Source organism: Hydrogenophaga sp. BPS33, from assembly GCF_009859475.1.
Classification (GTDB): domain Bacteria; phylum Pseudomonadota; class Gammaproteobacteria; order Burkholderiales; family Burkholderiaceae_C; genus Hydrogenophaga.
The window spans coordinates 558,465-580,757 of the sequence record NZ_CP044549.1; the positions used below are offsets into that span (position 1 = coordinate 558,465).

Sequence of the window (22,293 nt, forward strand, 5' to 3'; positions counted from 1 at the left end):
GAGGGTAGTCCCATGAGCGCGCTGGACCGCTTCCGACTCGATGGACAACACGTGCTGGTGACCGGCGCTTCCAGCGGCCTGGGTGCGCACTTCGCGCAACTGCTGGTGGACGCGGGCGCACGCGTCTCATTGGCCGCGCGCCGCACCGACAAGCTGGAGGCGCTCGTGGCGCAACTGCAGCAAGGCGGCGCGCAGGCGCGAGCCGTGGCGCTGGACGTCACCGATCCGCAAAGCGTGGCACGCTGTTTCGACGCGCTCGCCGACGACGGCGCACCCGATGTGGTGATCAACAACGCTGGTGTCACCGTCACCAAGTCCGTGTTGCAGCAAACGCCCGAGGACTACGACCAGGTGCTCGACACCAACCTCAAGGGCGCCTGGCTGGTGGCCACCGAAGCGGCGCGCCGCATGGTGGCTGCGGGCAAGGGTGGCAGCATCGTCAACGTGGCCTCCATCTTGGGCGAACGCGTGGCGGGCGGCGTGGCGCCCTACGCGATCTCCAAGGCCGGCGTGTTGCAACTCACCAAGGCACTGGCGCTGGAGCTGGCGCGGCACAAGATCCGCGTCAACGCGTTGATGCCGGGCTATGTGGTGACCGACCTGAACCGCGATTTCCTGTTGAGCGAGCCGGGCGACAAACTCAAGTCCCGCATTCCCAGCCGCCGCTTCGGTGAACTGGCGGATCTCGATGGCCCCCTGCTGCTGCTGGCCAGCGACGCGGGCGCGGCCATGTCCGGCAGCCTGTTGGCGGTGGACGGCGCACACCTGGTCAGTTCGCTATGAACCCCAGCCTGAACCTCGATGCCCTGCGCGCCTACCTGGCGCAACAGGGTGTGGCCACCGAAGGCCTGCGCGTGCAGCCGATCGCGGGGGGGCAGTCCAACCCGACGTTCCGGCTGGACACGCGTGCCGGTTCGTACGTGCTGCGCAAGAAGCCCTCGGGCACGCTGCTGCCCGGTGCGCACGCGATCGACCGCGAGTACCGCGTGATGCGCGCCTTGCAGGACACGGAGGTGCCGGTGCCGCGCATGGTCGCGTACTGCGAGGACGCATCGGTGCTGGGCACGCCGTTCTACGTGATGGACTTCCTGCAGGGGCGCGTCATGATGGACCAGTCGCTGCCCGGCATGGTCCAGGAAGAACGCGGCGCGATCTACCGCGAGATGAACCGCGTCATCGCGGCCTTGCACAACGTCGACCACGTGGCTGTGGGGCTGGAGAGTTTTGGCAAGACGGGCCAGTACGTGCAACGCCAGATCGCGCGCTGGTCGCAGCAGTGCCGCGCCTCGACGCTGCCACTGAGCGAGGACATGCAACGCCTGATGGAATGGCTGCCCGAGCATCTGCCGCCGGGCGACGAAACCACGCTGGTGCATGGCGACTACCGCCTGGACAACCTGATCTTCCACCCCACCGAAGCCCGGGTGATCGGCGTGCTGGACTGGGAGTTGTCCACCCTCGGCCACCCGTTGGCCGACTTCGCCTACCACGGCATGAGCTGGCACATTCCGGCCACGCTGTGGCGCGGTATCGGGGGGCTCGATCTGGTGGCCTTGGGCATTCCGAGCGAGTCGGACTATCTCCGGCAGTACGAAGCCGCGCGCGGTGTGCAAGGACTCGACGAGCACTGGGACTACTACATGGCCTACAACCTGTTCCGCATGGCCGCCATTCTTCATGGCATCGCGCAACGCGCGGCCGATGGGACGGCGGCGGGAGCCGATGCGGTGGAGACGGGCTCGAAGGCCGCGCCGTTGGCGAGCATTGGGTGGGAGCGCGCGCAGCGCTACGCCGCCAGCCGGGCTTGATGCGCTTCAGTGCGCCGCACCGCGCGCGTCGGCGTCGGCCGCTTCGGTGTTGCGCGCCATGGTGGTGGAGGCCGGCCCGGTGCGGGCCACCCAGGCGGACAGGTCCTGCGTCACCCCACGCAGTCGACCGGCGAGGTGCAGCGCGATGTTGTTCAACAGCTTGGCCGCCAGCGCCGGCTGCTCGCGGCGCAAACGGTCCAGCGCCTCGTTCGGCAGCCACACCACGGTCAGCGCGGTCTCGGCCACCGCATCGGCCGACCGCGCGACGCGCGAGAGCGCGGCCATCTCACCCACCATCGATCCCGGCGCGAACGACACCAGGCGGCGCTCATTGCCCGGCAAGCGGATGCCGACGTCGCCCTGCAACGTGAGGTAGAGACCATCGGCCGGATCGCCCTGGCGAAACAGCAGCGCGCCAGGTTCGATCTGGCGTGTGTGCAACTCGCCGCGCAGGAGGCTCAGTTCGGCCGGGTTCAGCCCCTGGGCCAGCAAGGTCTGCTCCAGGGTGATCGCGGCGTGCGGCGCCAACGCCGAGCCCGTGCTCGCCAGCAGCCGGTCTTCGGCGGCTTCCAGTGCGCGGTCGACATCGCGCGCGAACACCAGGGGCGGCAGGCCCGCCGAGCGGCCGACGGCCTCGACGATGCGCCGCCGCGGGTCCCGATCGGCCCACTCGGCGGCCACCAGATGCCGTCCCTGCCGTGCCCAGTCTTCGGCCACCTCGAGCAGGATGCGCGCGCCGGTGGCGTCGATCTCGTCGACGAGAAACAGATCCAGCACCACGGTCTGCACGGATGGGGCCAGTGCGTCAAGACTGGCGCGCACGGTGTCTGCCGTGCCGAAGAACAGGGCGCCTTGCAACTCCAGCAGCACGGTGCGCTCGCCATGCTGCTGCAGGCGTTCGGCCGCCTCGGGTGGGCGCACCTTCATGGAGCGCCGCAGCGCCCCCGTGTGCTGGCTGCGCACCACCTGTTGCATGTGGGCGCGCACGAACAGCAGCACCGCGAGCGCCGCACCGGTGGCCACAGCGGCCGCCAGGCCCAGGCCGACGCTGATGGCGACCACCGCCAGGGCGACGCCCCAGTTCTCGACCAGCAGGCGCCGCTGGGTCGCGTCGTACGCCTGGTCCCCGCTGGCGCGGCGCCGCAGCAGGGCGGGTGTGCGCCACAGCCCGGGGTCGATGATCCGCACGCCTTGCAGGAGCAGCGCGCCGCCGATCGCACTGACCGGCAACCACCCCAGCAACTGGGGCACGAGCACCAGCAGGGCCAGCAGCGCCGCCGTGTACACCACGCCGCTGCGCCGCGTGTGGGGCGCGGCGTCCATCAGTTCGAGCGAGCGCACCACCGAGGGGGAGTTGGGCAGGCCGCCCGCGAAGCCCGCCAGCACATTGGCGATGCCCTGGGCGCGCAGCTCGCGGTTGGCGTCGCGCGAGCGGCGCAGCCGCCCGTCCACGACCGAGGTGGCCAGCAAGGTGTCCAGCGCGCCGAACGCCGCCACGGTGGCCGCGAACACCAGCAGCGGCAGCCAGAGCGCGCGCTGCGAGACCAGCTCCACCACCCAGGCGGCGCCGTTCAGATGGGCAAACCAGGGTACTGCGAGTTCGGGAACGCCGATGCGCGGACCCGCCGGCTGCCCGAGCGCCTGCAGCCCGGCGTGCAGCGCCGCGCCCGCGATCAATCCCCACACCATGGGGGGCAGGGGCGTGCGCCGGCGCGCGGCAAAGGCGGTCACGCCCATGGTGCTGAGCGCCACCAGCACCGCGCCGGGCACCGCGCCCGCCAGGGCCGGCGCCAAAGCCTGGCCGAAGCCTGCCCCCAGGGCCGCGGGCAGGGCGCCGATCAACAGCAAGACACCCACGGCGCTCAGCAACGCCGCACGAACCGGGTGCGGCGTGTACTTGACCATGTCGCCAAAGTGCAGCGCGCCCAGCAGCATCTGCAGCACGCCCGCCGCCATCAGGCCCAAGGCCACCAGCGCCAGCACCACCGCGGGAGACAGAGGGCCGCTGGGGCCTTGGTAGGCCGTCAGCGCCGTGACCAACCCCGCGGTGAGCAGGGCGAAGGCCGGGCGCGGCGCCGTCACCAGCCGTCCGGCACCCGCCAGCGTGGCCACCAGGTTGGCCACCACCGCGCCCAGCAGGGCCATGGCCATGGCGCGTGGCCCCGTGGCCGTGCCCAGTGGGGCCAGTGCCAGCAGCCCGTAGGCCATGCTCTCGGGCGCGTGCGACCAGGCGACACCCGTCAGCCGCAGGCCGTTGCTGCGGGTCCACGACCACCATTGCTCGAAAGAAGCCATGTGCTGGGCACCCCTGTGTCCGAAGGAGGTGCTGCGAACGCGGGGCAAGTCGCCCAGCCGCGCGCAACCGGCCATGTATACCCGAAGAAGCCCGGGCGATGCGCCGTTGTCTGCTACAGCGCGACGCGGCCGTCTTCCTGCGCGCGTGCCAGCAGATCGGGCGTGGCGCGGATGTGCGCCTCCAGCGCCAGGGCCGCACGCGCTTCCTGGCGCGCCATCGCGGCCTCGAAGATCTGCCGGTGTTCCGCGTGCACATCGCGCCGGCTGCCGGGAAGATCGATCGCGTAGCGCCGGTAGCGCTCGCTGTGGCGGCTCAGCAGCCGCAGCACCTTCCTCGTCCAGGGCGAGTCGCACGCGTCGATCAAGGCTTCATGAAAGCGCACATTGCATTGTTCCCAGTGGGCGCGCCGCTGCGGCAGGATCGGTTGTTCGAAGGCCGACAGCTCGTCGTACGCCTGCTGCAGCTGGGCGCGCCAGGTCGCGCCACCGTGCCGGATCGACTGGCGCAGCGCTTCTATTTCGATGTGCACGCGCAGCTGCGTCAGGTCTTCCAGGTCGGCCAGCGCCATTGGCGCGACGCGGAACCCGCGCTGGCCCTCGGCGACCACGAGCGCATCGCTCACCAGCCGTGTGATGGCCTCGCGCAGCGTGCCCGCGCCCACCCCGTAGCGCGTGCGCAAGTGCTCCACCCGCAATTTCTCGCCGGGCGCCAGCCGGCCTTCGACGATGTCGTCGCGCAACTGCGTGTAGCTGCGCTCGATCAAGGTGCGCGATGCCGCATCGTGGCCGTTGTCGCCGTTGCCGTTCTCGGCATCGCTCACCAGGGAGAGGAATACGCGCTTGGCCATCGCTCATTCCTTCGCGCGGTCGTGCACGCGCTGCAGCCGGTAGCTCAGTTGCGCCCGCGTGAGGCCGAGCGCCCGCGCCGCGCCCGCGAGGTTGCCGCCGGCGCGCTGCACGGCCTCCTGGATCAGCGCGTCTTCGAGCTGGTCCAGGCTCATGCCACGCGCGAGCAAGTCGTCGTACAGAGCCGGGCCGCAGCTCGGTGCGCCGCGCTCCAGTTCGCCGTGGGCGTTGACGGTGAGCGGTGGCCTCTGCTCGGGCAACGTGGGGAAGAGCTCGTGCACGTCCACCGGCTCGCCGGCGCTGGCGAGGATTACCCCGCGTTCGATCAGGTTCTCCAACTCGCGCACGTTGCCCGGCCAGGGGTAGCCGCGCATGGCGTCGAGCGCGCGGTCGGTGAAGCCGGGCACGCGCTTGCCATGCAGCGCGCCGAAGCGGTTCAGCAGATGCTCGGCCAGCGGCTCGATGTCGTCCACCCGCTCGCGCAGCGGCGGAATGCGGATCGGGTACACGTTGAGGCGGTACATCAGGTCGCTGCGGAAACGCCCGCTGGCCACGGCGGCCTCCAGGTCGACGTTGGTCGCCGCGACCACGCGCACGTCGACCTTGCGCGCCTGCGTGCCGCCCAGGCGCTCGATCTCGCCCTGTTGCAGCACGCGCAACAGCTTGGCCTGCGCCGTCAGCGGCAGCTCGCCCAGCTCGTCGAGCATCAGCGTGCCGCCGTCGGCGCGTTCGAAGCGCCCGGGGCGCGCCGCGCCCGCGCCGGTGAAGGCGCCTTTCTCGGCACCGAACAACTCGCTCTCGATCAGCTCGGCCGGCAGCGCGGCGCAGTTCACCGCGACGAAGGGCTTGTCGGCGCGCGGGCTCATGGCGTGCAGCGCGCGCGCGAAACGCTCTTTGCCCACGCCCGTCTCGCCCGTCAACAACACCGTGACCTGCGTGGCCGCGGCCTTGCTCAGCAGGCGCGCGGCCGCGTCGAAGGCCTTGGAGCGGCCGACCAACTCGCCCAGTTCGTCCGCCGGTTGCAGCCGGGAGCGCAAGGTGTCGACCTGCGCCTGCAAATCTTCCAGCCGCACGATCATGGAGTCGGCCGCGTAGTCGGCGGCCATGGCCTCGGCATCGGGCCAATCGGCCAGCACCCGGCCCTCGATGCGGCACGAGGCATGCCCGCAGGCCGCACAAGCCACTTCCTTGAACAGCGTGGGGCGGCCCATGAACGCGCTGGTGTAACCCGAGGCATAGCCGAGCAACATCCAGCACACCGGTTCGTCCTGCGGTCCGAAGTCGCGCACATGGGTCTCGACCTCCCAGGAATGGTCCCAGCGGAACGTCCCGTTGAAACGGCCGGCCGCGATATCGATCTCGCACGTCTCGGGCGTGACCTGTACCGCGCCCTCCAGCGCGTGCAACTGGGGCCCGACCGCGAACATGTCGAGCACCGACGCGTCCCCACGCACCTGCCGCGCCAGCGCCGCGTCGCGCTCGCCCGACGCGTAGCCCGCGCGCATGAGCAGGCGGCGGGTGTGTTCGCGGCCCAGCGTGCTCATGAACTCGCGCCGCAGGGCGCCGAGCGCGGCGGTGTGCACGAGCACCATGCGTTGGCCCGCCAGCCAGATGCGACCGTCGCCGGCCGAGAAATGAACCATCCGCCGCAGGTCGGCGTCTGGCGGCAGCTGGGGAGCGGGGGGGCGCGTCGGGTCGGTCATGGCCAAATTATCGATAAGTCGCGCCGTGCTGTCCTTGGCGTTTTCCAGGGTGTCGGCGTTCATCAAATGATCACTTTGGCCCCTCGCCGCGTGATCAAAAGCGCATGATGCGGCGCACAAAGCCCCACTGCAGCGCTCAAGCATCGGCCGTTCTCCGGTCAAAAACGGCCCGCAGTCGGCTCAAAACCCCGGGGATTACCCTAGGTTTATCGAGATTCTGTTGAGCCTGGCACGCGCTCTGCGATAGGGCTCGGCATGCCAACCCTGCACTGCCCCCACCCCACCCGACTGCCCGCGGTCGACACGACACAGCGTTTTGTGCGCGTGCTCGAACAGCGGCCCGACGGCCTGATCGCGTTCGAGTTCGCGATTGGCTGGCCCGAGCTGGCGTGCGAGTTGTTGTTGCCCGAGCCTGCGTTCCACGCCTTTTGCGCCGCCAACCGGGCGCAGCGGCTGGACGCCTGAATCCGATTCCCACCCTCACACACCGAAAGAGGAGACCGCTGATGAACATCGACCTGCAGGCGCGTGAAATCAAGACGCTGCGCAACACGTATTCGCACGTGGCCAAGGTGGTCGGCAACGACAAACCGGCCTCGCGCTACCAGGAGGCGACCTACGGCGCACAGCCGATGGCGAACTTCCACTACCGCCCGACCTGGGACCCGGCGCACCAGATCTTTGACGCCTCGCGCAGCCAGCTCGTGCTGGCCGACTGGTCGGTGTTGAAAGACCCGCGCCAGTTCTACTACGCCAGCTGGGCCATGGCGCGCGCGCGCCAGCAGGAAACGATGGAAGCGAACTTCCATTTCGTCGAGTCGCGCGGCATGGTCGACAAGATCCACGAAGCGCAGCGCCGCCAGTCGCTGCAGGTGTTGATGCCGCTGCGCCATGTAGCCTGGGGCGCCAACATGAACAACGCCTCGATCTGTGCCTATGGCTACGGCAATGTGTTCACCGCGCCGGCCATGTTCCATGCCATGGACAACCTGGGCATCGCGCAGTACCTCACGCGCCTGGGCCTCACGCTGGACGAGCCCTCGGTGCTGGACGACGGCAAGCAGGCGTGGCTCGACGACCCGCACTGGCAGCCCTTGCGCCGCCTGGTCGAGGACACGCTGGTGGTGCAAGACCCGTTCGAGTTGTTCGTGGCGCAGAACCTGGTGCTCGACGGCCTGTTGTACCCACTGGTCTACGGCAGCTTTGTGGACGACCACATCGCGCTGCAAGGCGGCACCGCTGTGGCTATGTTGACCGCTTTCATGCCCGAGTGGCACGACGAGAGCGCACGCTGGGTCGATGCCGTGGTCAAGACCGCCGCCGCCGAGTCCGACGCCAACCGCACGCTCATCACCAACTGGGTGCAAACCTGGACCGAAAGCGCGCTGGAAGCGCTCGCACCCGTGGCCCGCCTGGCGCTGGGCGAAGTCGGGGCGCGCGCTCTGGACGACGCTGCCGCGCTGCTGTTCGAGCGCTGCCGCAAGGCCGGCGTGCGCGGCTGAACTCTCTTCACGACCGCTTCACGACCTCACCAGGAACTTCCATGTCCAACGTGTTCATCGCCTTCCAGCACAACGAAGAGTCGCGCCCACTGGTCGACGCCATCGTCGCCGACAACCCCACCGCCGTGGTCGTGCATTCGCCCGGCCTGGTGAAGATCGACGCGCCCAACCGCCTGCAGATCCGCCGCGCCACGATCGAAGAACAGACCGGCCGCCCCTACGACCTGCAGCAACTGCACGTCAACCTCGTGACCCTCTCGGGCTACATCGACGAGGACGACGACCAGCTCACCCTGAGCTGGACACACTGAATCACACACCGGAGACATACACATGGACACCCGCGTCACCAAGAAAAAACTCGGTCTGAAAGACCGCTACGCCGCCATGACCCGAGGCCTGGGCTGGGAAACCAGCTACCAGCCGATGGACAAGGTGTTCCCGTACGACAAGTACGAAGGCATCAAGATCCACGACTGGGACCAGTGGCAGGACCCGTTCCGCCTCACCATGGACGCCTACTGGAAGTACCAGGGAGAGAAGGAGAAGAAGCTCTACGCCGTGATTGAGGCCTTCGCGCAGAACAACGGCCAGCTCGGCGTGAGCGACGCGCGCTACATCAATGCGCTCAAGCTGTTCTTGCAGGGCGTGACCCCGCTGGAGTACTACGCACACCGGGGCTTTGCGCACGTCGGTCGCCAGTTCACCGGTGAAGGCGCGCGCGTGGCGGCGCAGATGCAGTCGATCGACGAGCTGCGCCACTACCAGACCGAAACGCACGCGCTCTCGCACTACAACAAGTATTTCAACGGCCTGCACAACGCGCACCACTGGTTCGACCGCGTGTGGTACCTCTCGGTGCCCAAGTCGTTCTTTGAAGACGCCATCACCGGTGGCCCGTTCGAATTCCTGGTGGCCGTCAGTTTCTCGTTCGAGTACGTGCTGACCAACCTGCTGTTCGTGCCTTTCATGAGCGGCGCGGCGCACAACGGCGACATGTCCACCGTCACCTTCGGCTTCAGCGCGCAGAGCGACGAGAGCCGCCACATGACGCTGGGCATCGAGTGCATCAAGTTCCTGCTCGAACAGGACCCGGCCAACGTGCCGATCGTGCAGAAGTGGATCGACAAGTGGTTCTGGCGCGGCTACCGCCTGCTCACGCTGGTGGCCATGATGCAGGACTACATGCTGCCCAAGCGCGTGATGAGCTGGAAGGAAGCCTGGGAGATGTACGCCGAGCAGAACGGCGGCGCGCTGTTCAAGGACCTGGCGCGCTACGGCATCCGCGAGCCCAAGGGCTGGAAGGACGCCTGCGAAGGCAAGGACCACATCAGCCACCAGGCCTGGAACACCTTCTACAACTACAGCGCCGCGGCCGCCTTCCACACCTGGGTGCCCACCGACGAGGAGATGGACTGGCTGGCAGAGAAGTACCCGACCACCTTCAACCAGCTCTACCGTCCGCGCCTGGAGCACTACCGAACCCAGCAGCAAGCCGGCAAGCGCTTCTACAGCAAGACGCTGCCCATGCTGTGCAACGTGTGCCAGGTGCCGATGTTCTTTACCGAGCCCGGTGACGCGGCCACGATTTGCTACCGCGAGAGCGACTGGCGCGGCAACCAGCACCACTTCTGCAGCGACCACTGCAAGGAAATCTTCGACGACGAACCCGAGAAGTACGTGCAGAGCTGGCTGCCGGTGCACCAGATCTACCAGGGCAACTGCTTCGACCCCGGCACCGACCCGACGGTGGAAGGCTTTGATCCGCTGGCTGCTGTGCTCAAGCACTACCAGATCAATGTTGGCGCGGACAACTTCGACTTCGAAGGCTCGCAAGACCAGAAGAACTTTGCCGCCTGGCGCGGCGATGCACCCCGGGGAGAACAGGCATGAGCGTTGTTGCCATCGGAGCGTATGACTTCCCCGCGAAGGACGTGCGCGAGAACTTTCCCGCCCCACTGCTCTACATCGGCTGGGACGACCACCTGATGGTCTGCTCGCCGGTGTGCCTGCCGCTGCCGCCCGACATGCCGTTTGGCGCGCTGTCCACGGCCGTGCTGCCCGGCGTCTACGGCGAACACCCGGACTTCGAGAAGATCGACTGGGCGCAGGTGGAGTGGCTCAAATCGGGCCGGCCCTGGGCGCCGGACCCCGCCAAGTCGCTGGCCGAGAACGGCTTGACGCACAAGAACGTGATCCGCTTTCGCACGCCGGGCCTCACCGGTATCGGCGGCTCGCACAGCTGAGCGCGACGGAGCACTGCCATGGCCTACCAACTGACGATCGAACCGCTGGGCACCACCATCGACGTGGAAGAAGGTCAGAGTCTGCTCGACGCGGCTTTGCGCCAGGGCATCTACATTCCGCACGCCTGCGGCCACGGCCTGTGTGGCACTTGCAAGGTGCAGGTGTGCGATGGCGAGGTGGACCACGGCCACGCCAACCCGTTTGCGCTGATGGAAGTCGAGCGCGACGAAGGCAAGACCCTGGCTTGCTGTGCCACGCTGCAGTGCGACACCACGATCGAAGCCGAGATCGAAGACGAGCCCGATGCGCGCGTGATCCCGGTGCGCGACTTCGCCGGCACGGTGCGCCGCATCGTCTCGCTCACGCCCACCATCAAGGCCTTGCACATCGCGATCGACAAACCGATCGACTTCCAGGCTGGCCAGTACGTGCAGTTGGAGATCCCGGGGCTCGGTGAAAGCCGCGCCTTCTCCATCGCCAACTCGCCAGCCACGGTCAACGGCTTCAACGAGATCGAGCTCAACGTGCGCATCGTCGCCGGCGGCAAAGGCACGGGCTACCTGCACGGGCAATTGAAGGAGGGCGATCGCCTGCGGCTGGCGGGCCCCTACGGTCGCTTCTTCGTGCGCAGCGCGGTCGCGCGGCCCAAGGTGTTCATGGCCGGTGGGTCGGGCTTGTCCAGCCCGCGTTCGATGATTCTTGACCTGCTCGAAGGCGGCTGCAGCTTGCCGATCACGCTGGTGTACGGCCAGCGCACGCGCGAGGAGCTGTACTACGACGCCGAGTTCCGCGCGCTCGCCGCGCGGCACCCGAACTTCCACTACGTGCCCACGCTCTCGAACGAGCCCGAAGGCTCGGACTGGGATGGTGCGCGCGGCTTCGTGCACGAGGCTGCGAAGGCGCACTTCGGTGGCGGCTTCGCCGGCCATCAGGCCTACCTGTGCGGCCCGCCGCCGATGGTGGAAGCCTGCATCGGCACGCTCATGCAGGGCCGCCTGTTCGAGCGCGACATCTTCACCGAGAAATTCCTCTCGGCGGCCGATGCGCAGAACGCGCGCAGCCCGCTGTTCCAGCGTCTGTGACGACGAGGCGGACATGGTGTTTGATACCCGACCCAAGGTAGACGTTTGTGTTGCGCAGACCGGCGAGACCTACGCCTGCGCCACCAACGAAAGCCTGTTGCGCGGCATGTTGCGCCTGGGCCGCAAGGGCATCCCCGTGGGCTGTGTCAACGGCGGCTGCGGCGTGTGCAAGGTGCGCATCGTCACCGGCGTGGTGAGTGCGCTCGGGCCGGTGAGCCGCGCGCACGTGAGCGCGGCCGAGGAGTGCGACGGCGTCACGCTGGCCTGCCGCGTCGCGCCGACCTGTGCCGTCACGCTGGAGATCGCCGGCAAATTGCACAAACCTTTTTCCAGAGCGGCGGGCCCCACGCCCGCTGCGCCAAACCAGCAGTAACCAACCAGGAGACGAATGATGGGTGTGATGCGAATAGGACATGTCAACCTGCGGGTGATGGACATCGACGCGGCGGTCAAGCACTACGAGAACGTGCTCGGCCTCAAGACAACGATGGTCGACAAGGCCGGCAATGTGTACCTGAAGTGTTGGGACGAGTGGGACAAGTACTCGCTGATCCTCACGCCCTCGGACCGCGCCGGCATGGACCACATGGCTTACAAGGTCGAGAAGGACGAGGACCTCGACGCGCTGAAAGCCAAGATCGAAGCCTGGGGGGTGAACGCCACGCTGCTGCCCGAAGGCACGTTGCCGGCCACCGGGCGCATGCTGCAGTTCAAGCTGCCCAGCGGCCACGAGATGCGGCTGTACGCGATGAAGGAATACGTCGGTACGGACGTGGGCACACAAAGCCCCGACCCCTGGCCCGATGGCCTCAAGGGTGCGGGCGCACACTGGATGGACCACATCCTGCTGATGTGCGAGATGAACCCGCCCGAAGGCGTGAACACCGTGGCCGACAACACGCGCTTCATGGCCGAGGCGCTGGACTTCTTCCTCACCGAACAGGTCATGGTCGGTCCCGACGGCAACATCCAGGCCGCCACCTGGATGGCCTGCACCACCACGCCGCACGACATCGCTTTCGTGGGCGCGCCCACCAGCGGCCTGCACCACATCGCCTACTTCCTCGACTCGTGGCACGACGTGTTGAAGGCGGCGGACGTGATGGCCAAGACCAAGACGCGCATCGACGTCGCGCCCACGCGCCACGGCATCACGCGCGGCGAGACGATCTACTTCTTCGACCCGAGCGGCAACCGCAACGAGACCTTCGCGGGTCTGGGTTACCTGGCGCAGCGCGACCGGCCGGTGACGACCTGGAGCGAAGACCGCCTGGGCAGCGGGATCTTCTTTCACACGGGCGATCTGGTTCCTTCGTTCACCGAGGTCTACACATGACCCAACCCGCGTTCCCTCGGTGCCCCGCCTCAACCTCCGTTCGGGCTGAGCTTGTCCAAGCCTTTCCACGCGCACATCGCAAGAACCCTTCGACCCTTCGACAAGCTCAGGACAGGCCAGGCTCAGGGCGAACGGAGAGGGTTGGAGCGCCACCGTTTCAGATGTTGGAGTGCTGAGATGAAACATGCCGTGAGCCACAGCGTGATCGACTGGCCTGCCGCGCAAGCGGCGGCCACGGCGGCGGTGCAGGCTGCGCAGGCGATGGACGTGCGCGTCAACGTCGCCCTGGTCGATGCCAGCGGCATCCTCGCCGGCTTCCTGCGCATGCCGGGCGCGCCGCTGCATTCGATCGACATCGCGATCGACAAGGCCTACACCGCCGCGAGCTTCGGCTTGCCCACCGCACGCTGGAGCGAGGTGCTGCAGTCGCACTCGCCCGCCGTGCGCGAAGGGCTGGTGCAGCGCCCGCGCTTCGTGGCTTTCGGTGGCGGTGTGCCCATCGTCGAAGGCGGCCAGTGCATCGGCGCCATCGGCGTCTCGGGCGGCAGCGAACAGCAGGACGAACAGATCGCACAGGCCGGCTTGGCCGCGCTGGATCTGGCTTGAAAAAAATTTCTCTCAGTCACACACCATGAGCAATCCCGAAATCGGCCGCACAGTGAGCGCTGCCGGCATCCGCACCAACCTGCACGACGTGGGCAGCGGCGCGCCGCTGCTGATGATCCACGGCTCCGGCCCCGGTGTTTCTGCCTGGGCCAACTGGCGGCTGAGCCTGCCTGCGCTGTCGCAACGCGCCCGCGTGATCGCACCCGACATGGTGGGCTTTGGCTACAGCGACCGGCCCGCCGGCCACACCTACTCGATGGACAGCTGGGTGGCGCAGGCGGTGGGTGTGCTCGACGCGCTGGAGATTCAGCGCGCCGATCTGGTGGGCAACTCCTTTGGCGGCGCGCTCGCGCTCGCCCTGGCCGTTCGCCATCCGCAGCGCGTGCGGCGCCTGGTGCTCATGGGCGCGGTCGGCGTGCCCTTCGACATCACACCCGGGCTGGACGCGGTGTGGGGCTACGAGCCGTCGTTCAAGACCATGCGCGCGCTGCTCGACGTGTTCGCCCACAACCCCGCGCTGGCCACCGACGAGCTCGCGCAGCTGCGCTACGAGGCCAGCATCCGGCCCGGCTTTCACGAATCGTTCTCGGCCATGTTCCCCGCGCCGCGCCAGCGCTGGGTGGATGCGATGTGCAGCCCCGCCGCCGACATCCGCGCCTTGCCGCACGAGACGCTGGTGCTGCACGGCCGCGAGGACCGCGTGATCCCGCTGGCCAATTCGCTGACCCTGGCGCAATGGATTCCCAACAGCCAGCTCCACGTGTTCGGCCAATGCGGCCACTGGACGCAGATCGAACACGCGGCGCGCTTCAACCGGTTGGTGGGTGACTTCCTCGCCGAGGCCGACGCCACCCTTCCACCGCGCCATTGATATGAAAAACACCCGTTCGGGCTGAGCTTGTCGAAGCCCATTCCAGCCCACATCGCGAGAACCCTTCGACGAATGCAGGACGAACTGAGATGAAACAATTCCTTAACTTCATCGGCGGCAGCTTCGTCGCCACGGACAAAACCTTCGAGAACCGCGCACCGGTCGACAACCGCGTGATCGGCTTGGTGCACGAGGCCGGCAAGGCCGAGGTGGACGCGGCGGTGAAAGCCGCGCGCGCCGCGCTCAAGGGCGAATGGGGCCGCATGGGCGTGAACAGGCGCGTCGAGCTGCTCTACGCCGTGGCCGACGAAATCAACCGCCGCTTCGACGACTTCCTGGCCGCCGAAATGGCCGACACCGGAAAGCCCCATTCGCTCGCCTCGCACATCGACATCCCGCGCGGCGCGGCCAACTTCAAGGTCTTCGCCGACGTCGTGAAGAACGTGCCCACCGAGAGCTTCGAGATGACCACGCCCGACGGCGGCACGGCCCTGAGCTACGCCGTGCGCACGCCGGTCGGCGTGATCGGCGTGGTGTGCCCCTGGAACCTGCCGCTGCTGCTCATGACCTGGAAAGTCGGCCCGGCATTGGCCTGCGGCAACACCGTGATCGTCAAGCCCTCGGAAGAAACGCCCGCCACGGCCACGCTGCTGGGCGAGGTGATGAAGGCGGTCGGCATTCCCGATGGTGTCTACAACGTGGTGCACGGCTTCGGCCCGGACTCGGCCGGCGCCTTCCTCACGCAGCACCCCGAGGTCGACGCGATCACCTTCACCGGCGAGACGCGCACCGGCGAAGCCATCATGGCGGCGGCCGCCAAGGGCGTGCGCCCGGTGAGCTTCGAGCTCGGCGGCAAGAACGCCGGCATCGTGTTCGCCGATGCGGACTTCGACAAAGCCGTGGCCGGCATCACCCGCAGCGCTTTCGAGAACTGCGGCCAGGTCTGCCTGGGCACCGAGCGCGTCTATGTGCAGCGGCCCATCTTCGACCAATTCGTGCAGGCGCTCAAGGCCAAAGCCGAGGGTTTGAAGATCGGCTCCTCGGAAGAACCGGGCGTGGGCCTGGGACCGCTGATCTCGCGCGAACACCAGCAGAAGGTGCTGGGCTACTACGAGAAGGCCAAAGCCGAAGGCGCGACCATCGTCACCGGTGGCGGCGTGCCCGACATGCCCGCCGCGTTGAAGGACGGCCATTGGGTGCAGCCCACGATCTGGACCGGCCTGCCCGAAACCGCCAGCGTGGTGCGCGAAGAAATCTTCGGCCCCTGCTGCCACATCGCGCCCTTCGACACCGTCGACGAAGCCATCGCCCTGGCCAACGACACCGACTACGGCCTGGCCACCACCGTGTGGACGCAGAACCTGGGCACCGCGCACCGCATGGGCCGCGAAGTGCACGTGGGGCTGTGCTGGATCAACAGCTGGTTCCTGCGCGATTTGCGCACCGCCTTCGGCGGCAGCAAGGCCTCGGGCATCGGCCGCGAAGGCGGCGTGCATTCCCTTGAGTTCTACACCGAGCTTCGAAACGTAATGGTAAAGCTCTGAAGAAAGACACACCATGGACGACAAAAAAATCCAGCAGTACGGCGACGAGCTGTACCAGGCCCTGATCGATCGCAAGGCCGTCCCGCCGCTGACCGACCGCGAATCGTCGATCACCCTCGACGACGCCTACCGCATCCAGCTGCGCATGATCCAGCGCCGCCTGGACGCGGGCGAGACCGTGGTCGGCAAGAAGATCGGCGTGACCAGCAAGGTGGTGATGGACATGCTCAAGGTGGACCAGCCCGACTTCGGCCAACTGCTCTCGGGCATGGTGGTGCACGAGGGCGAGGCCATCCGCGCCGACAGCATGATCGCGCCCAAGGCCGAGGCCGAGGTCGCCTTCGTGCTCAAGAGCGACTTGCAAGGCCCGGGCGTGACGGCGGCCGACGTGCTGCGCGCCACCGCCTTTGTCATGCCGTGCTTCGAAATCGTCGACTCGCGCATCCAGGACTGGAAGATCAAGATCCAGGACACCGTGGCCGACAACGCCTCGTGCGGCGTGCTGGTGCTCGGTGGCACGAAGCGCGACCCGCGCGATGTGGACCTGGCCCTGGCCGGCATGGTGCTGGAGAAGAACGGCGAGATCGTCAGCACCTCCACCGGCGCGGCCGTGCAGGGCTCGCCGGTCAACGCGGTGGTGTGGCTGGCCAACACGCTGGGCCGCCTGGGCATCGCGCTCAAGGCCGGCGAAGTGATTTTGTCCGGGTCGCAATCGCCCCTGGTGCCGGTGAAGGCCGGCGACAGCTTGCACTGCAGCGTCGGCGGCTTGGGCAGCACCAGCGTCCGCTTCATCTGAACCAGAGCACACCATGAAACTCGATCCCCAAACCATCGCCGACCTGGCCGCGCACCTCGAAGACGCCGAACTGAAAGCGCACGACGTCACCAAGATCACCGACGACCATCCGCACATGGACTGGGACGACGCGTACGCGATCCAGAACGAGATCCGCCGCCGCAAGGAAGCGCGCGGCAACCGCACCGCCGGTCTGAAAGCAGGACTCACCTCGTTTGCGAAGATGAAGCAGATGGGTGTGGAGACGCCGGTGTTCGGCTTCGTGAGCGACTACATGGCCAGGCCCGACGGCGGCGAGATCAAGACGTCCGAACTGATCCACCCCAAGGTCGAAGCCGAGATCTGCATCGTCACCAAGGCACCGCTGCGCGGCCCGGGTTGCCACGTCGGCGCGGTGCTCGCGGCGGTCGACTTCGTGGTGCCGGCGGTGGAAATCATCGACAGCCGTTACCGCGATTTCAAGTTCGACCTGAAGAGCGTGGTGGCCGACAACACCTCGGCCTCGCGCTACGTGGTCGGCTCGCGCATGCGCGCGGTGGACGAACTCGATTTGCGCACGCTCGGCGTGGTGCTGGAGAAGAACGGCGAGATCGTCGCCATGGCGGCCGGTGCCGCGGTGCTGGGCCATCCGCTCACGGCGGTGGCCATGCTGGCCAACCACCTCGGCGCGCGCGGCCAGGAGATTCCGGCCGGCACCTTCGTGATGACCGGCGGCGTGACCGAGGCGATCTCGGTACAGGCCGGCGACAACGTGAACGTGCGCTTCCAGGACCTGGGCTCGGTGTCCATGCGCTTTGTCTAACGCCTTCTTGCGGAGTTCACCATGGCCATTGCTTTCACCCGATTCCGGGGCGGCGCGAGCGTGTTGCTCGCGGCCACCCTGCTTGCTGCTTGCTCCTCTGCCGCGCCGCCGGTGGCCCGCAGCACGGTCAAGCCCAACATCCTGCTGATCCTCGCCGACGACCTGGGCTATGCCGACATCGGTGCCTACGGTGGCGAGATCGCCACGCCCACCCTCGACCGCCTGGCGCGCGGCGGTGCCACCTTTACCCAGTTCTACGCCTCGCCGTTCTGCTCGCCCACGCGTGCCATGCTGATGTCGGGCAACGACAACCACCAGGTGGGCTTTGGCGACATGGCCGAATTGATGCTGCCCGAGCAGCGCGGCAAGCCCGGCTACGAGGGCTATCTGAGCCAGAAGGTGGCGGCCATTCCCGAGGTGCTGAAGTCCAGTGGCTACCGCACCGTGATGGCGGGCAAGTGGCACCTCGGCAACGAGGAAGCGCAAAGCCCGGCCGCGCGTGGCTTTGATCGCTCCTACGCCATGACCATGGGGGGCGCGAGCCACTTCGGCGACCAGTTCGGCATCGTGGCCATGGACCCGAACAAGCCGCCCAAGGCGATCTACCGCGAAAACGGCAAGCTGGTGGACACGCCGCGCCAGCACTTCTATTCCTCCGAGGCGTTCGCCGATCGGCTGTTGCAATACGTCGACGAAACGCGCGGCGATGGCGCCAAACCCTTCTTCGCCTACCTCGCCTTCACCGCGCCGCACTGGCCCTTGCATGCGAAGGACGAGGACATTGCGAAATACGAAGGCCGCTATGACAAGGGCTACGAAGCCCTGCGCGCCGAGCGTTTCGAGCGGCAGAAGAAACTCGGCCTGATCCCGGCGGGCTCCAAGCTCTACACCGGCAATCCGAAATGGCCCACCTGGGACAAGCTCACGCCCGCCCAGCAGAAGTCCGAAGCGCGCCGCATGGCGGTTTATGCCGCGATGGTCGACAACATGGACCGCCAGATCGGTCGCGTGCTGGACCACCTGAAGAAGACCGGTGAGCTCGACAACACGGTGGTGGTGTTTCTCTCGGACAACGGCGCGGACGGCAACTCCGTGTATGACGTCGGCCGCACCCGCGAGTGGATCCACAAGGACATGGACAACAGCACCGCGAACATCGGCCGGCCCGGCTCGTTCATCGAATACGGGCCGGGCTGGGCGCAGGTCGGCATGACGCCTTTGAACATGTACAAGTCCTTCCTGTACGAAGGCGGCATCAGCGTGCCCGCCATCGTCTGGGGACCCGGGCAGGGCGTGCCGGCCCAGCGCCGCACGCAAGTGGCGCACGTGATGGACATCGCGCCCACGCTGTACGAGTTGGCCGGTGCCACGCATCCGGCTGCAGGGGGCGCGGCATCCGGCGTGCTGCCGGTCAAAGGCCGTTCCTTGCTGGCCTTTCTGCAGGGCAAGGCACCGTCGGTCTACGGCCCCCAAGATGCCATCGGCTGGGAGCTGGGTGGCCGCAAGGCGCTGCGCAAGGGCGACTGGAAGATCGTCTACGCCAACGCGCCCTGGGGCAAGGACGCGTGGGAGCTCTACAACCTGACCGAAGACCGCACGGAACAGAACGACCTGGCGGCCCGCAACCCTGCAAAGCTGGCCGAGCTGCTGGCCGACTGGCAGCGCTACGTGGCCGACAACGGCGTGCTGGAGATTCCGGGCCTGGCCACACGCCCCGGGTACAGCAACGGCGCGAAGTACTACGAAGACCTGAGCATCGAAGCGGCACAGACGCCGCGTGCGAAGTGATGCCATGCAACGCTCCACGATCCGGTTTCTGCTGAGCCTGGTGGGCGTGGCGGTGCTCGCGTGCGCGGTGGGGTCATCGCTCGTGGTGGCCGCCGCCCACCGTGGATCGGCCCGCGCGCCCGACGCCGCTGCCCTGTGCGAGCGCTACAGCGGCTTGCCGGACGACCACGGCATGGTGCGCCTGCCGGGCGGGCGGTTCACCATGGGCTCGGACCGGCACTACGCCGAGGAAGGACCGACCCATGAGGCCGTGGTCGAGCCTTTCTGGATCGATCGCCACGATGTGACGAACGCGCAGTTCGCGCGCTTCGTCGCCGCCACCGGGTACGTGACGGTGGCCGAGCGTGGCGGGCCCACGGGTGTTGCCGCCTCGGCGGTGTTCGTGATGCCCGAAGCCCGCAAGGCAGGCGCCTGGCGGCTCGTGCCCGGTGCCGACTGGCGCCATCCGCAGGGCTCGGGCAGCAGCATCGAAGGCCTCGGCAACCACCCGGTGGTGCAGGTCGCGCACGAAGACGCGCAGGCCTATGCGCGCTGGGCGGGCCGCGCGTTGCCGACCGAGGCGCAATGGGAATTCGCCGCGCGCGGCGGGCTGCACGCGCAAACGTATGTCTGGGGCGAAACGTTCGCGCCACAGGACAAACCGATGGCCAACACCTGGCACGGCGCGTTTCCGTTCGAAAACCGGCAAGACGATGGCTTCGCGGGCACCTCACCCGTGGGCTGCTTTGCGGCCAACGGCTACGGCCTGTATGACATGGCGGGCAACGTCTGGCAATGGACCGCCACCGTCTTCGCGCCACACCATGACCGAAGCCACGACGGCTTCGACCCCGCACAACCCGATGCGGCGTGGGCATCGCGCGCGGGCGCGGCGCAGCCTGCGCCCAGGGTCATCAAGGGTGGTTCGCACCTGTGCGCCCCCAGCTTCTGCATGCGCTACCGGCCCTCGGCCCGACAGCCCGCCGAACCCGGGCTGGGCACCTCGCACATCGGCTTTCGAACGGTGGCCGCGGTGCCGCCGGCCAACGCCGTGCGTTGAGGCGCCCCACATTTCCTCAGACTTTTTCCAGGAGTTGTCCATGACACAAAAAATCAAATGCGCCCTCATAGGCCCCGGCAACATCGGCACCGACCTGCTCGCCAAGCTCAAGCGCAGCCCGGTGCTTGAGCCGGTGTGGATGGTCGGCATCGACCCCACGTCCGATGGCTTGAAGCGCGCCCGCGAGATGGGCATCAAGACCACCGCCGAGGGCGTTGACGGCCTGCTGCCGCACGTGCTGGAGGACGGCGTGCAGATCGCCTTCGACGCCACCAGCGCCTATGTGCACGCCGAGAACTCGCGCAAGCTCAACGAGCTCGGCGTGATGATGATCGACCTCACGCCCGCGGCCATAGGCCCTTACTGCGTGCCGCCGGTCAACCTGCAGCAGCAGGTGAGCCAGCGCGCGATGAACGTCAACATGGTCACCTGCGGCGGCCAGGCCACCATCCCCATGGTCTATGCGGTGAGCCGCGTGCAACCGGTGGCCTACGGCGAGATCGTGGCTACCGTCTCCAGCCGCTCGATTGGTCCGGGCACGCGCAAGAACATCGACGAGTTCACGCGCACCACGGCGGGTGCCGTCGAGAAGGTGGGCGGCGCACAAAAGGGCAAGGCCATCATCGTGGTCAACCCCGCGGAGCCGCCGCTGATCATGCGCGACACCATCCACTGCCTCACGGTCGACGAGCCCAACGTGGCGCAGATCGAAGCCTCGGTGCAGGCGATGCTGCGCGAGGTGCAGAAGTACGTGCCGGGTTACCGGCTGGTCAACGGCCCGGTGTTCGACGGCAAGCGCGTCTCGATCTTCATGGAGGTCGAAGGCCTGGGCGACTACCTGCCGAAGTACGCCGGCAACCTGGACATCATGACCGCCGCCGCCGCGCGCACCGCCGAGATGTTTGCCGAGCAGATCCTCGCCGGCAAGCTCGTGCTCGAACCCGCATTCGCCTGAAGGAGCCCCTGCCATGAAAAGCCCACTCGAAGGAAAAAAGGTCACGCTGCACGACATGACGCTGCGCGACGGCATGCACCCCAAGCGCCACCAGATGACGCTGGAGCAGATGAAGGCCGTGGCCTGCGGCCTGGACGCCGCCGGCGTGCCGCTGATCGAGGTCACCCACGGCGACGGCCTGGGCGGCAGCAGCGTGAACTACGGCTTTCCGGCGCACACCGACGAGGAATACCTCTCGACCGTGATCCCGCTGATGAAGCAAGCGAAGGTGTCAGCGTTGCTGCTGCCGGGCATCGGCACCGTCGACCATTTGAAGATGGCGCACGAACTCGGCGTGAACACCATCCGCGTGGCCACACACTGCACCGAGGGCGATGTGTCGGAGCAGCACATCACCGCCGCGCGCAAGCTCGGCATGGACACGGTCGGCTTCCTGATGATGGCGCACATGAACAGCGCGCAAGGCCTGGTCACGCAGGCCAGGCTCATGGAGAGCTACGGCGCGAACTGCGTGTACATCACCGACTCGGCCGGCTACATGCTGCCCGAGGACGTGAAGGCGCGCCTCTCGGCGGTGCGCACCGCGCTCAAGCCCGAGACCGAGCTGGGCTTCCATGGCCACCACAACCTGGCCATGGGCGTGGCCAACAGCATCGCCGCGATCGAAGCCGGCGCGACGCGTGTGGATGCCGCATCGGCGGGCCTGGGCGCGGGCGCCGGCAACACGCCGATGGAAGTGCTGGTGGCGGTGTGCGACCGCATGGGCATCCACACCGGCATCGACGTGTGGAAGATCCAGGACGTGGCCGACGACATCGTCGTGCCGCTGATGGACTTCCCGATCCGCATCGACCGCGACGCACTGACGCTGGGCTATGCGGGCGTGTACGGCAGCTTCCTGCTGTTCGCCAAGCGCGCCGAGAAGAAGTACGGCGTGCCCGCGCGCGATCTGCTGGTGGAGCTGGGCCGACGCGGCATGGTGGGTGGCCAGGAAGACATGATCGAAGACACCGCGCTCACCATGGCGCGCGAGCGGGGCCTTCTGCCCGCGCGCGCCGCCTGAGGAGCCCACC

Annotated in this window: 22 protein-coding genes; 19 read left to right on the top strand and 3 right to left on the bottom strand. The window is 67.6% G+C overall.

The features are described 5' to 3' along the window. Positions 1–12: 12 nt before the first annotated feature. On the top strand, positions 13–783 hold the full coding sequence (locus F9K07_RS02665) for an SDR family NAD(P)-dependent oxidoreductase (RefSeq protein ID WP_159589116.1): 771 nt from the start codon (positions 13–15) through the stop codon (positions 781–783). Further along, positions 780–1,808: a phosphotransferase family protein gene (locus tag F9K07_RS02670; RefSeq protein ID WP_159589118.1), complete on the top strand. Its 1,029-nt coding sequence runs from the start codon at positions 780–782 to the stop codon at positions 1,806–1,808. Before F9K07_RS02665 ends, F9K07_RS02670 begins: the two co-directional genes overlap by 4 nt. Before the next feature lie 6 nt (positions 1,809–1,814). Here the strand turns inward: F9K07_RS02670 and F9K07_RS02675 are convergent, their stop codons facing one another. The 3 genes from F9K07_RS02675 to F9K07_RS02685 all read right to left on the bottom strand — a co-directional run bounded on the left by F9K07_RS02675 (position 1,815) and on the right by F9K07_RS02685 (position 6,652). Further along, a complete protein-coding gene (locus tag F9K07_RS02675; protein ID WP_159589120.1) occupies positions 1,815–4,103 on the bottom strand; it encodes an SLC26A/SulP transporter family protein in 2,289 nt (762 codons plus the stop codon). 113 nt (positions 4,104–4,216) lie between these two features. After that, complete coding sequence (locus F9K07_RS02680; protein ID WP_159589122.1) at positions 4,217–4,951, bottom strand: GntR family transcriptional regulator; 735 nt, start codon at positions 4,949–4,951, stop codon at positions 4,217–4,219. 3 nt (positions 4,952–4,954) lie between these two features. Further along, positions 4,955–6,652: a sigma-54-dependent Fis family transcriptional regulator gene (locus F9K07_RS02685; RefSeq protein ID WP_159596788.1), complete on the bottom strand. Its 1,698-nt coding sequence runs from the start codon at positions 6,650–6,652 to the stop codon at positions 4,955–4,957. Positions 6,653–6,907: 255 nt separating this feature from the next. Here F9K07_RS02685 and F9K07_RS02690 point away from each other — a divergent pair, with 255 nt between their 5' ends. The 17 genes from F9K07_RS02690 (at position 6,908) to dmpG (ending at position 22,283) form a co-directional block, all read left to right on the top strand. Beyond that, positions 6,908–7,117 (top strand): phenol hydroxylase subunit, encoded by a 210-nt coding sequence (locus F9K07_RS02690; RefSeq protein WP_159589124.1) that lies wholly within the window; start codon positions 6,908–6,910, stop codon positions 7,115–7,117. A gap of 41 nt (positions 7,118–7,158) precedes the next feature. Continuing rightward, the gene (locus F9K07_RS02695) at positions 7,159–8,154 is read left to right on the top strand and encodes an aromatic/alkene monooxygenase hydroxylase subunit beta (protein WP_159589126.1); all 996 of its coding nucleotides are present in this window, start codon (positions 7,159–7,161) and stop codon (positions 8,152–8,154) included. A 41-nt stretch (positions 8,155–8,195) separates the two neighbouring features. Next, complete coding sequence (locus F9K07_RS02700; RefSeq protein WP_159589128.1) at positions 8,196–8,465, top strand: MmoB/DmpM family protein; 270 nt, start codon at positions 8,196–8,198, stop codon at positions 8,463–8,465. Positions 8,466–8,487: 22 nt separating this feature from the next. After that, positions 8,488–10,047 (top strand): aromatic/alkene/methane monooxygenase hydroxylase/oxygenase subunit alpha, encoded by a 1,560-nt coding sequence (locus tag F9K07_RS02705; RefSeq protein WP_159589130.1) that lies wholly within the window; start codon positions 8,488–8,490, stop codon positions 10,045–10,047. After that, positions 10,044–10,400, top strand: a complete 357-nt coding sequence (locus F9K07_RS02710) for a phenol hydroxylase subunit P4 (RefSeq protein ID WP_159589132.1) — start codon at positions 10,044–10,046, stop codon at positions 10,398–10,400. Before F9K07_RS02705 ends, F9K07_RS02710 begins: the two co-directional genes overlap by 4 nt. An 18-nt stretch (positions 10,401–10,418) precedes the next feature. Further along, entirely contained in the window at positions 10,419–11,483 is a 1,065-nt protein-coding gene (locus F9K07_RS02715) for an NADH:ubiquinone reductase (Na(+)-transporting) subunit F (RefSeq protein WP_159589134.1), read from the top strand. A 13-nt stretch (positions 11,484–11,496) separates the two neighbouring features. After that, the gene (locus F9K07_RS02720; RefSeq protein WP_159589136.1) at positions 11,497–11,856 is read left to right on the top strand and encodes a 2Fe-2S iron-sulfur cluster binding domain-containing protein; all 360 of its coding nucleotides are present in this window, start codon (positions 11,497–11,499) and stop codon (positions 11,854–11,856) included. A gap of 18 nt (positions 11,857–11,874) precedes the next feature. Next, positions 11,875–12,819, top strand: a complete 945-nt coding sequence (locus tag F9K07_RS02725) for a catechol 2,3-dioxygenase (RefSeq protein ID WP_159589138.1) — start codon at positions 11,875–11,877, stop codon at positions 12,817–12,819. A gap of 177 nt (positions 12,820–12,996) precedes the next feature. Beyond that, entirely contained in the window at positions 12,997–13,425 is a 429-nt protein-coding gene (locus tag F9K07_RS02730; RefSeq protein ID WP_159589140.1) for a GlcG/HbpS family heme-binding protein, read from the top strand. Positions 13,426–13,450: 25 nt separating this feature from the next. Then, positions 13,451–14,296 carry an alpha/beta fold hydrolase gene (locus F9K07_RS02735; RefSeq protein WP_159589142.1) on the top strand — a complete coding sequence of 282 codons (846 nt, stop codon included), beginning with the start codon at positions 13,451–13,453 and terminating at the stop codon, positions 14,294–14,296. A gap of 89 nt (positions 14,297–14,385) precedes the next feature. Continuing rightward, positions 14,386–15,840: a 2-hydroxymuconic semialdehyde dehydrogenase gene (locus tag F9K07_RS02740; protein WP_159589144.1), complete on the top strand. Its 1,455-nt coding sequence runs from the start codon at positions 14,386–14,388 to the stop codon at positions 15,838–15,840. Positions 15,841–15,853: 13 nt separating this feature from the next. After that, positions 15,854–16,636, top strand: a complete 783-nt coding sequence (gene dmpE / locus F9K07_RS02745; protein WP_159589146.1) for a 2-oxopent-4-enoate hydratase — start codon at positions 15,854–15,856, stop codon at positions 16,634–16,636. Between the two features lie 13 nt (positions 16,637–16,649). Continuing rightward, positions 16,650–17,438, top strand: coding sequence for a 2-oxo-3-hexenedioate decarboxylase (dmpH, locus tag F9K07_RS02750; protein WP_159589148.1), 789 nt, complete (start codon positions 16,650–16,652; stop codon positions 17,436–17,438). Between the two features lie 21 nt (positions 17,439–17,459). Next, positions 17,460–19,226 (top strand): arylsulfatase, encoded by a 1,767-nt coding sequence (locus F9K07_RS02755; RefSeq protein ID WP_159589150.1) that lies wholly within the window; start codon positions 17,460–17,462, stop codon positions 19,224–19,226. A gap of 4 nt (positions 19,227–19,230) precedes the next feature. Further along, positions 19,231–20,265, top strand: coding sequence for a formylglycine-generating enzyme family protein (locus tag F9K07_RS02760; RefSeq protein WP_159589152.1), 1,035 nt, complete (start codon positions 19,231–19,233; stop codon positions 20,263–20,265). A 40-nt stretch (positions 20,266–20,305) separates the two neighbouring features. After that, complete coding sequence (locus F9K07_RS02765) at positions 20,306–21,220, top strand: acetaldehyde dehydrogenase (acetylating) (protein WP_159589154.1); 915 nt, start codon at positions 20,306–20,308, stop codon at positions 21,218–21,220. A 13-nt stretch (positions 21,221–21,233) separates the two neighbouring features. Continuing rightward, a complete protein-coding gene (gene dmpG / locus F9K07_RS02770; RefSeq protein WP_159589156.1) occupies positions 21,234–22,283 on the top strand; it encodes a 4-hydroxy-2-oxovalerate aldolase in 1,050 nt (349 codons plus the stop codon). Positions 22,284–22,293 lie beyond the last annotated feature (10 nt).

Bases quoted from the DNA above. Each gene is read 5' to 3' on its own strand.
- F9K07_RS02665 (WP_159589116.1), top strand. From the start codon at position 13: ATGAGCGCGCTGGACCGCTTCCGACTCGATGGACAACACGTGCTGGTG.
- F9K07_RS02670 (WP_159589118.1), top strand. From the start codon at position 780: ATGAACCCCAGCCTGAACCTCGATGCCCTGCGCGCCTACCTGGCGCAA.
- F9K07_RS02675 (WP_159589120.1), bottom strand. From the start codon at position 4,103: ATGGCTTCTTTCGAGCAATGGTGGTCGTGGACCCGCAGCAACGGCCTG.
- F9K07_RS02680 (WP_159589122.1), bottom strand. From the start codon at position 4,951: ATGGCCAAGCGCGTATTCCTCTCCCTGGTGAGCGATGCCGAGAACGGC.
- F9K07_RS02685 (WP_159596788.1), bottom strand. From the start codon at position 6,652: ATGACCGACCCGACGCGCCCCCCCGCTCCCCAGCTGCCGCCAGACGCC.
- F9K07_RS02690 (WP_159589124.1), top strand. From the start codon at position 6,908: ATGCCAACCCTGCACTGCCCCCACCCCACCCGACTGCCCGCGGTCGAC.
- F9K07_RS02695 (WP_159589126.1), top strand. From the start codon at position 7,159: ATGAACATCGACCTGCAGGCGCGTGAAATCAAGACGCTGCGCAACACG.
- F9K07_RS02700 (WP_159589128.1), top strand. From the start codon at position 8,196: ATGTCCAACGTGTTCATCGCCTTCCAGCACAACGAAGAGTCGCGCCCA.
- F9K07_RS02705 (WP_159589130.1), top strand. From the start codon at position 8,488: ATGGACACCCGCGTCACCAAGAAAAAACTCGGTCTGAAAGACCGCTAC.
- F9K07_RS02710 (WP_159589132.1), top strand. From the start codon at position 10,044: ATGAGCGTTGTTGCCATCGGAGCGTATGACTTCCCCGCGAAGGACGTG.
- F9K07_RS02715 (WP_159589134.1), top strand. From the start codon at position 10,419: ATGGCCTACCAACTGACGATCGAACCGCTGGGCACCACCATCGACGTG.
- F9K07_RS02720 (WP_159589136.1), top strand. From the start codon at position 11,497: ATGGTGTTTGATACCCGACCCAAGGTAGACGTTTGTGTTGCGCAGACC.
- F9K07_RS02725 (WP_159589138.1), top strand. From the start codon at position 11,875: ATGGGTGTGATGCGAATAGGACATGTCAACCTGCGGGTGATGGACATC.
- F9K07_RS02730 (WP_159589140.1), top strand. From the start codon at position 12,997: ATGAAACATGCCGTGAGCCACAGCGTGATCGACTGGCCTGCCGCGCAA.
- F9K07_RS02735 (WP_159589142.1), top strand. From the start codon at position 13,451: ATGAGCAATCCCGAAATCGGCCGCACAGTGAGCGCTGCCGGCATCCGC.
- F9K07_RS02740 (WP_159589144.1), top strand. From the start codon at position 14,386: ATGAAACAATTCCTTAACTTCATCGGCGGCAGCTTCGTCGCCACGGAC.
- dmpE (WP_159589146.1), top strand. From the start codon at position 15,854: ATGGACGACAAAAAAATCCAGCAGTACGGCGACGAGCTGTACCAGGCC.
- dmpH (WP_159589148.1), top strand. From the start codon at position 16,650: ATGAAACTCGATCCCCAAACCATCGCCGACCTGGCCGCGCACCTCGAA.
- F9K07_RS02755 (WP_159589150.1), top strand. From the start codon at position 17,460: ATGGCCATTGCTTTCACCCGATTCCGGGGCGGCGCGAGCGTGTTGCTC.
- F9K07_RS02760 (WP_159589152.1), top strand. From the start codon at position 19,231: ATGCAACGCTCCACGATCCGGTTTCTGCTGAGCCTGGTGGGCGTGGCG.
- F9K07_RS02765 (WP_159589154.1), top strand. From the start codon at position 20,306: ATGACACAAAAAATCAAATGCGCCCTCATAGGCCCCGGCAACATCGGC.
- dmpG (WP_159589156.1), top strand. From the start codon at position 21,234: ATGAAAAGCCCACTCGAAGGAAAAAAGGTCACGCTGCACGACATGACG.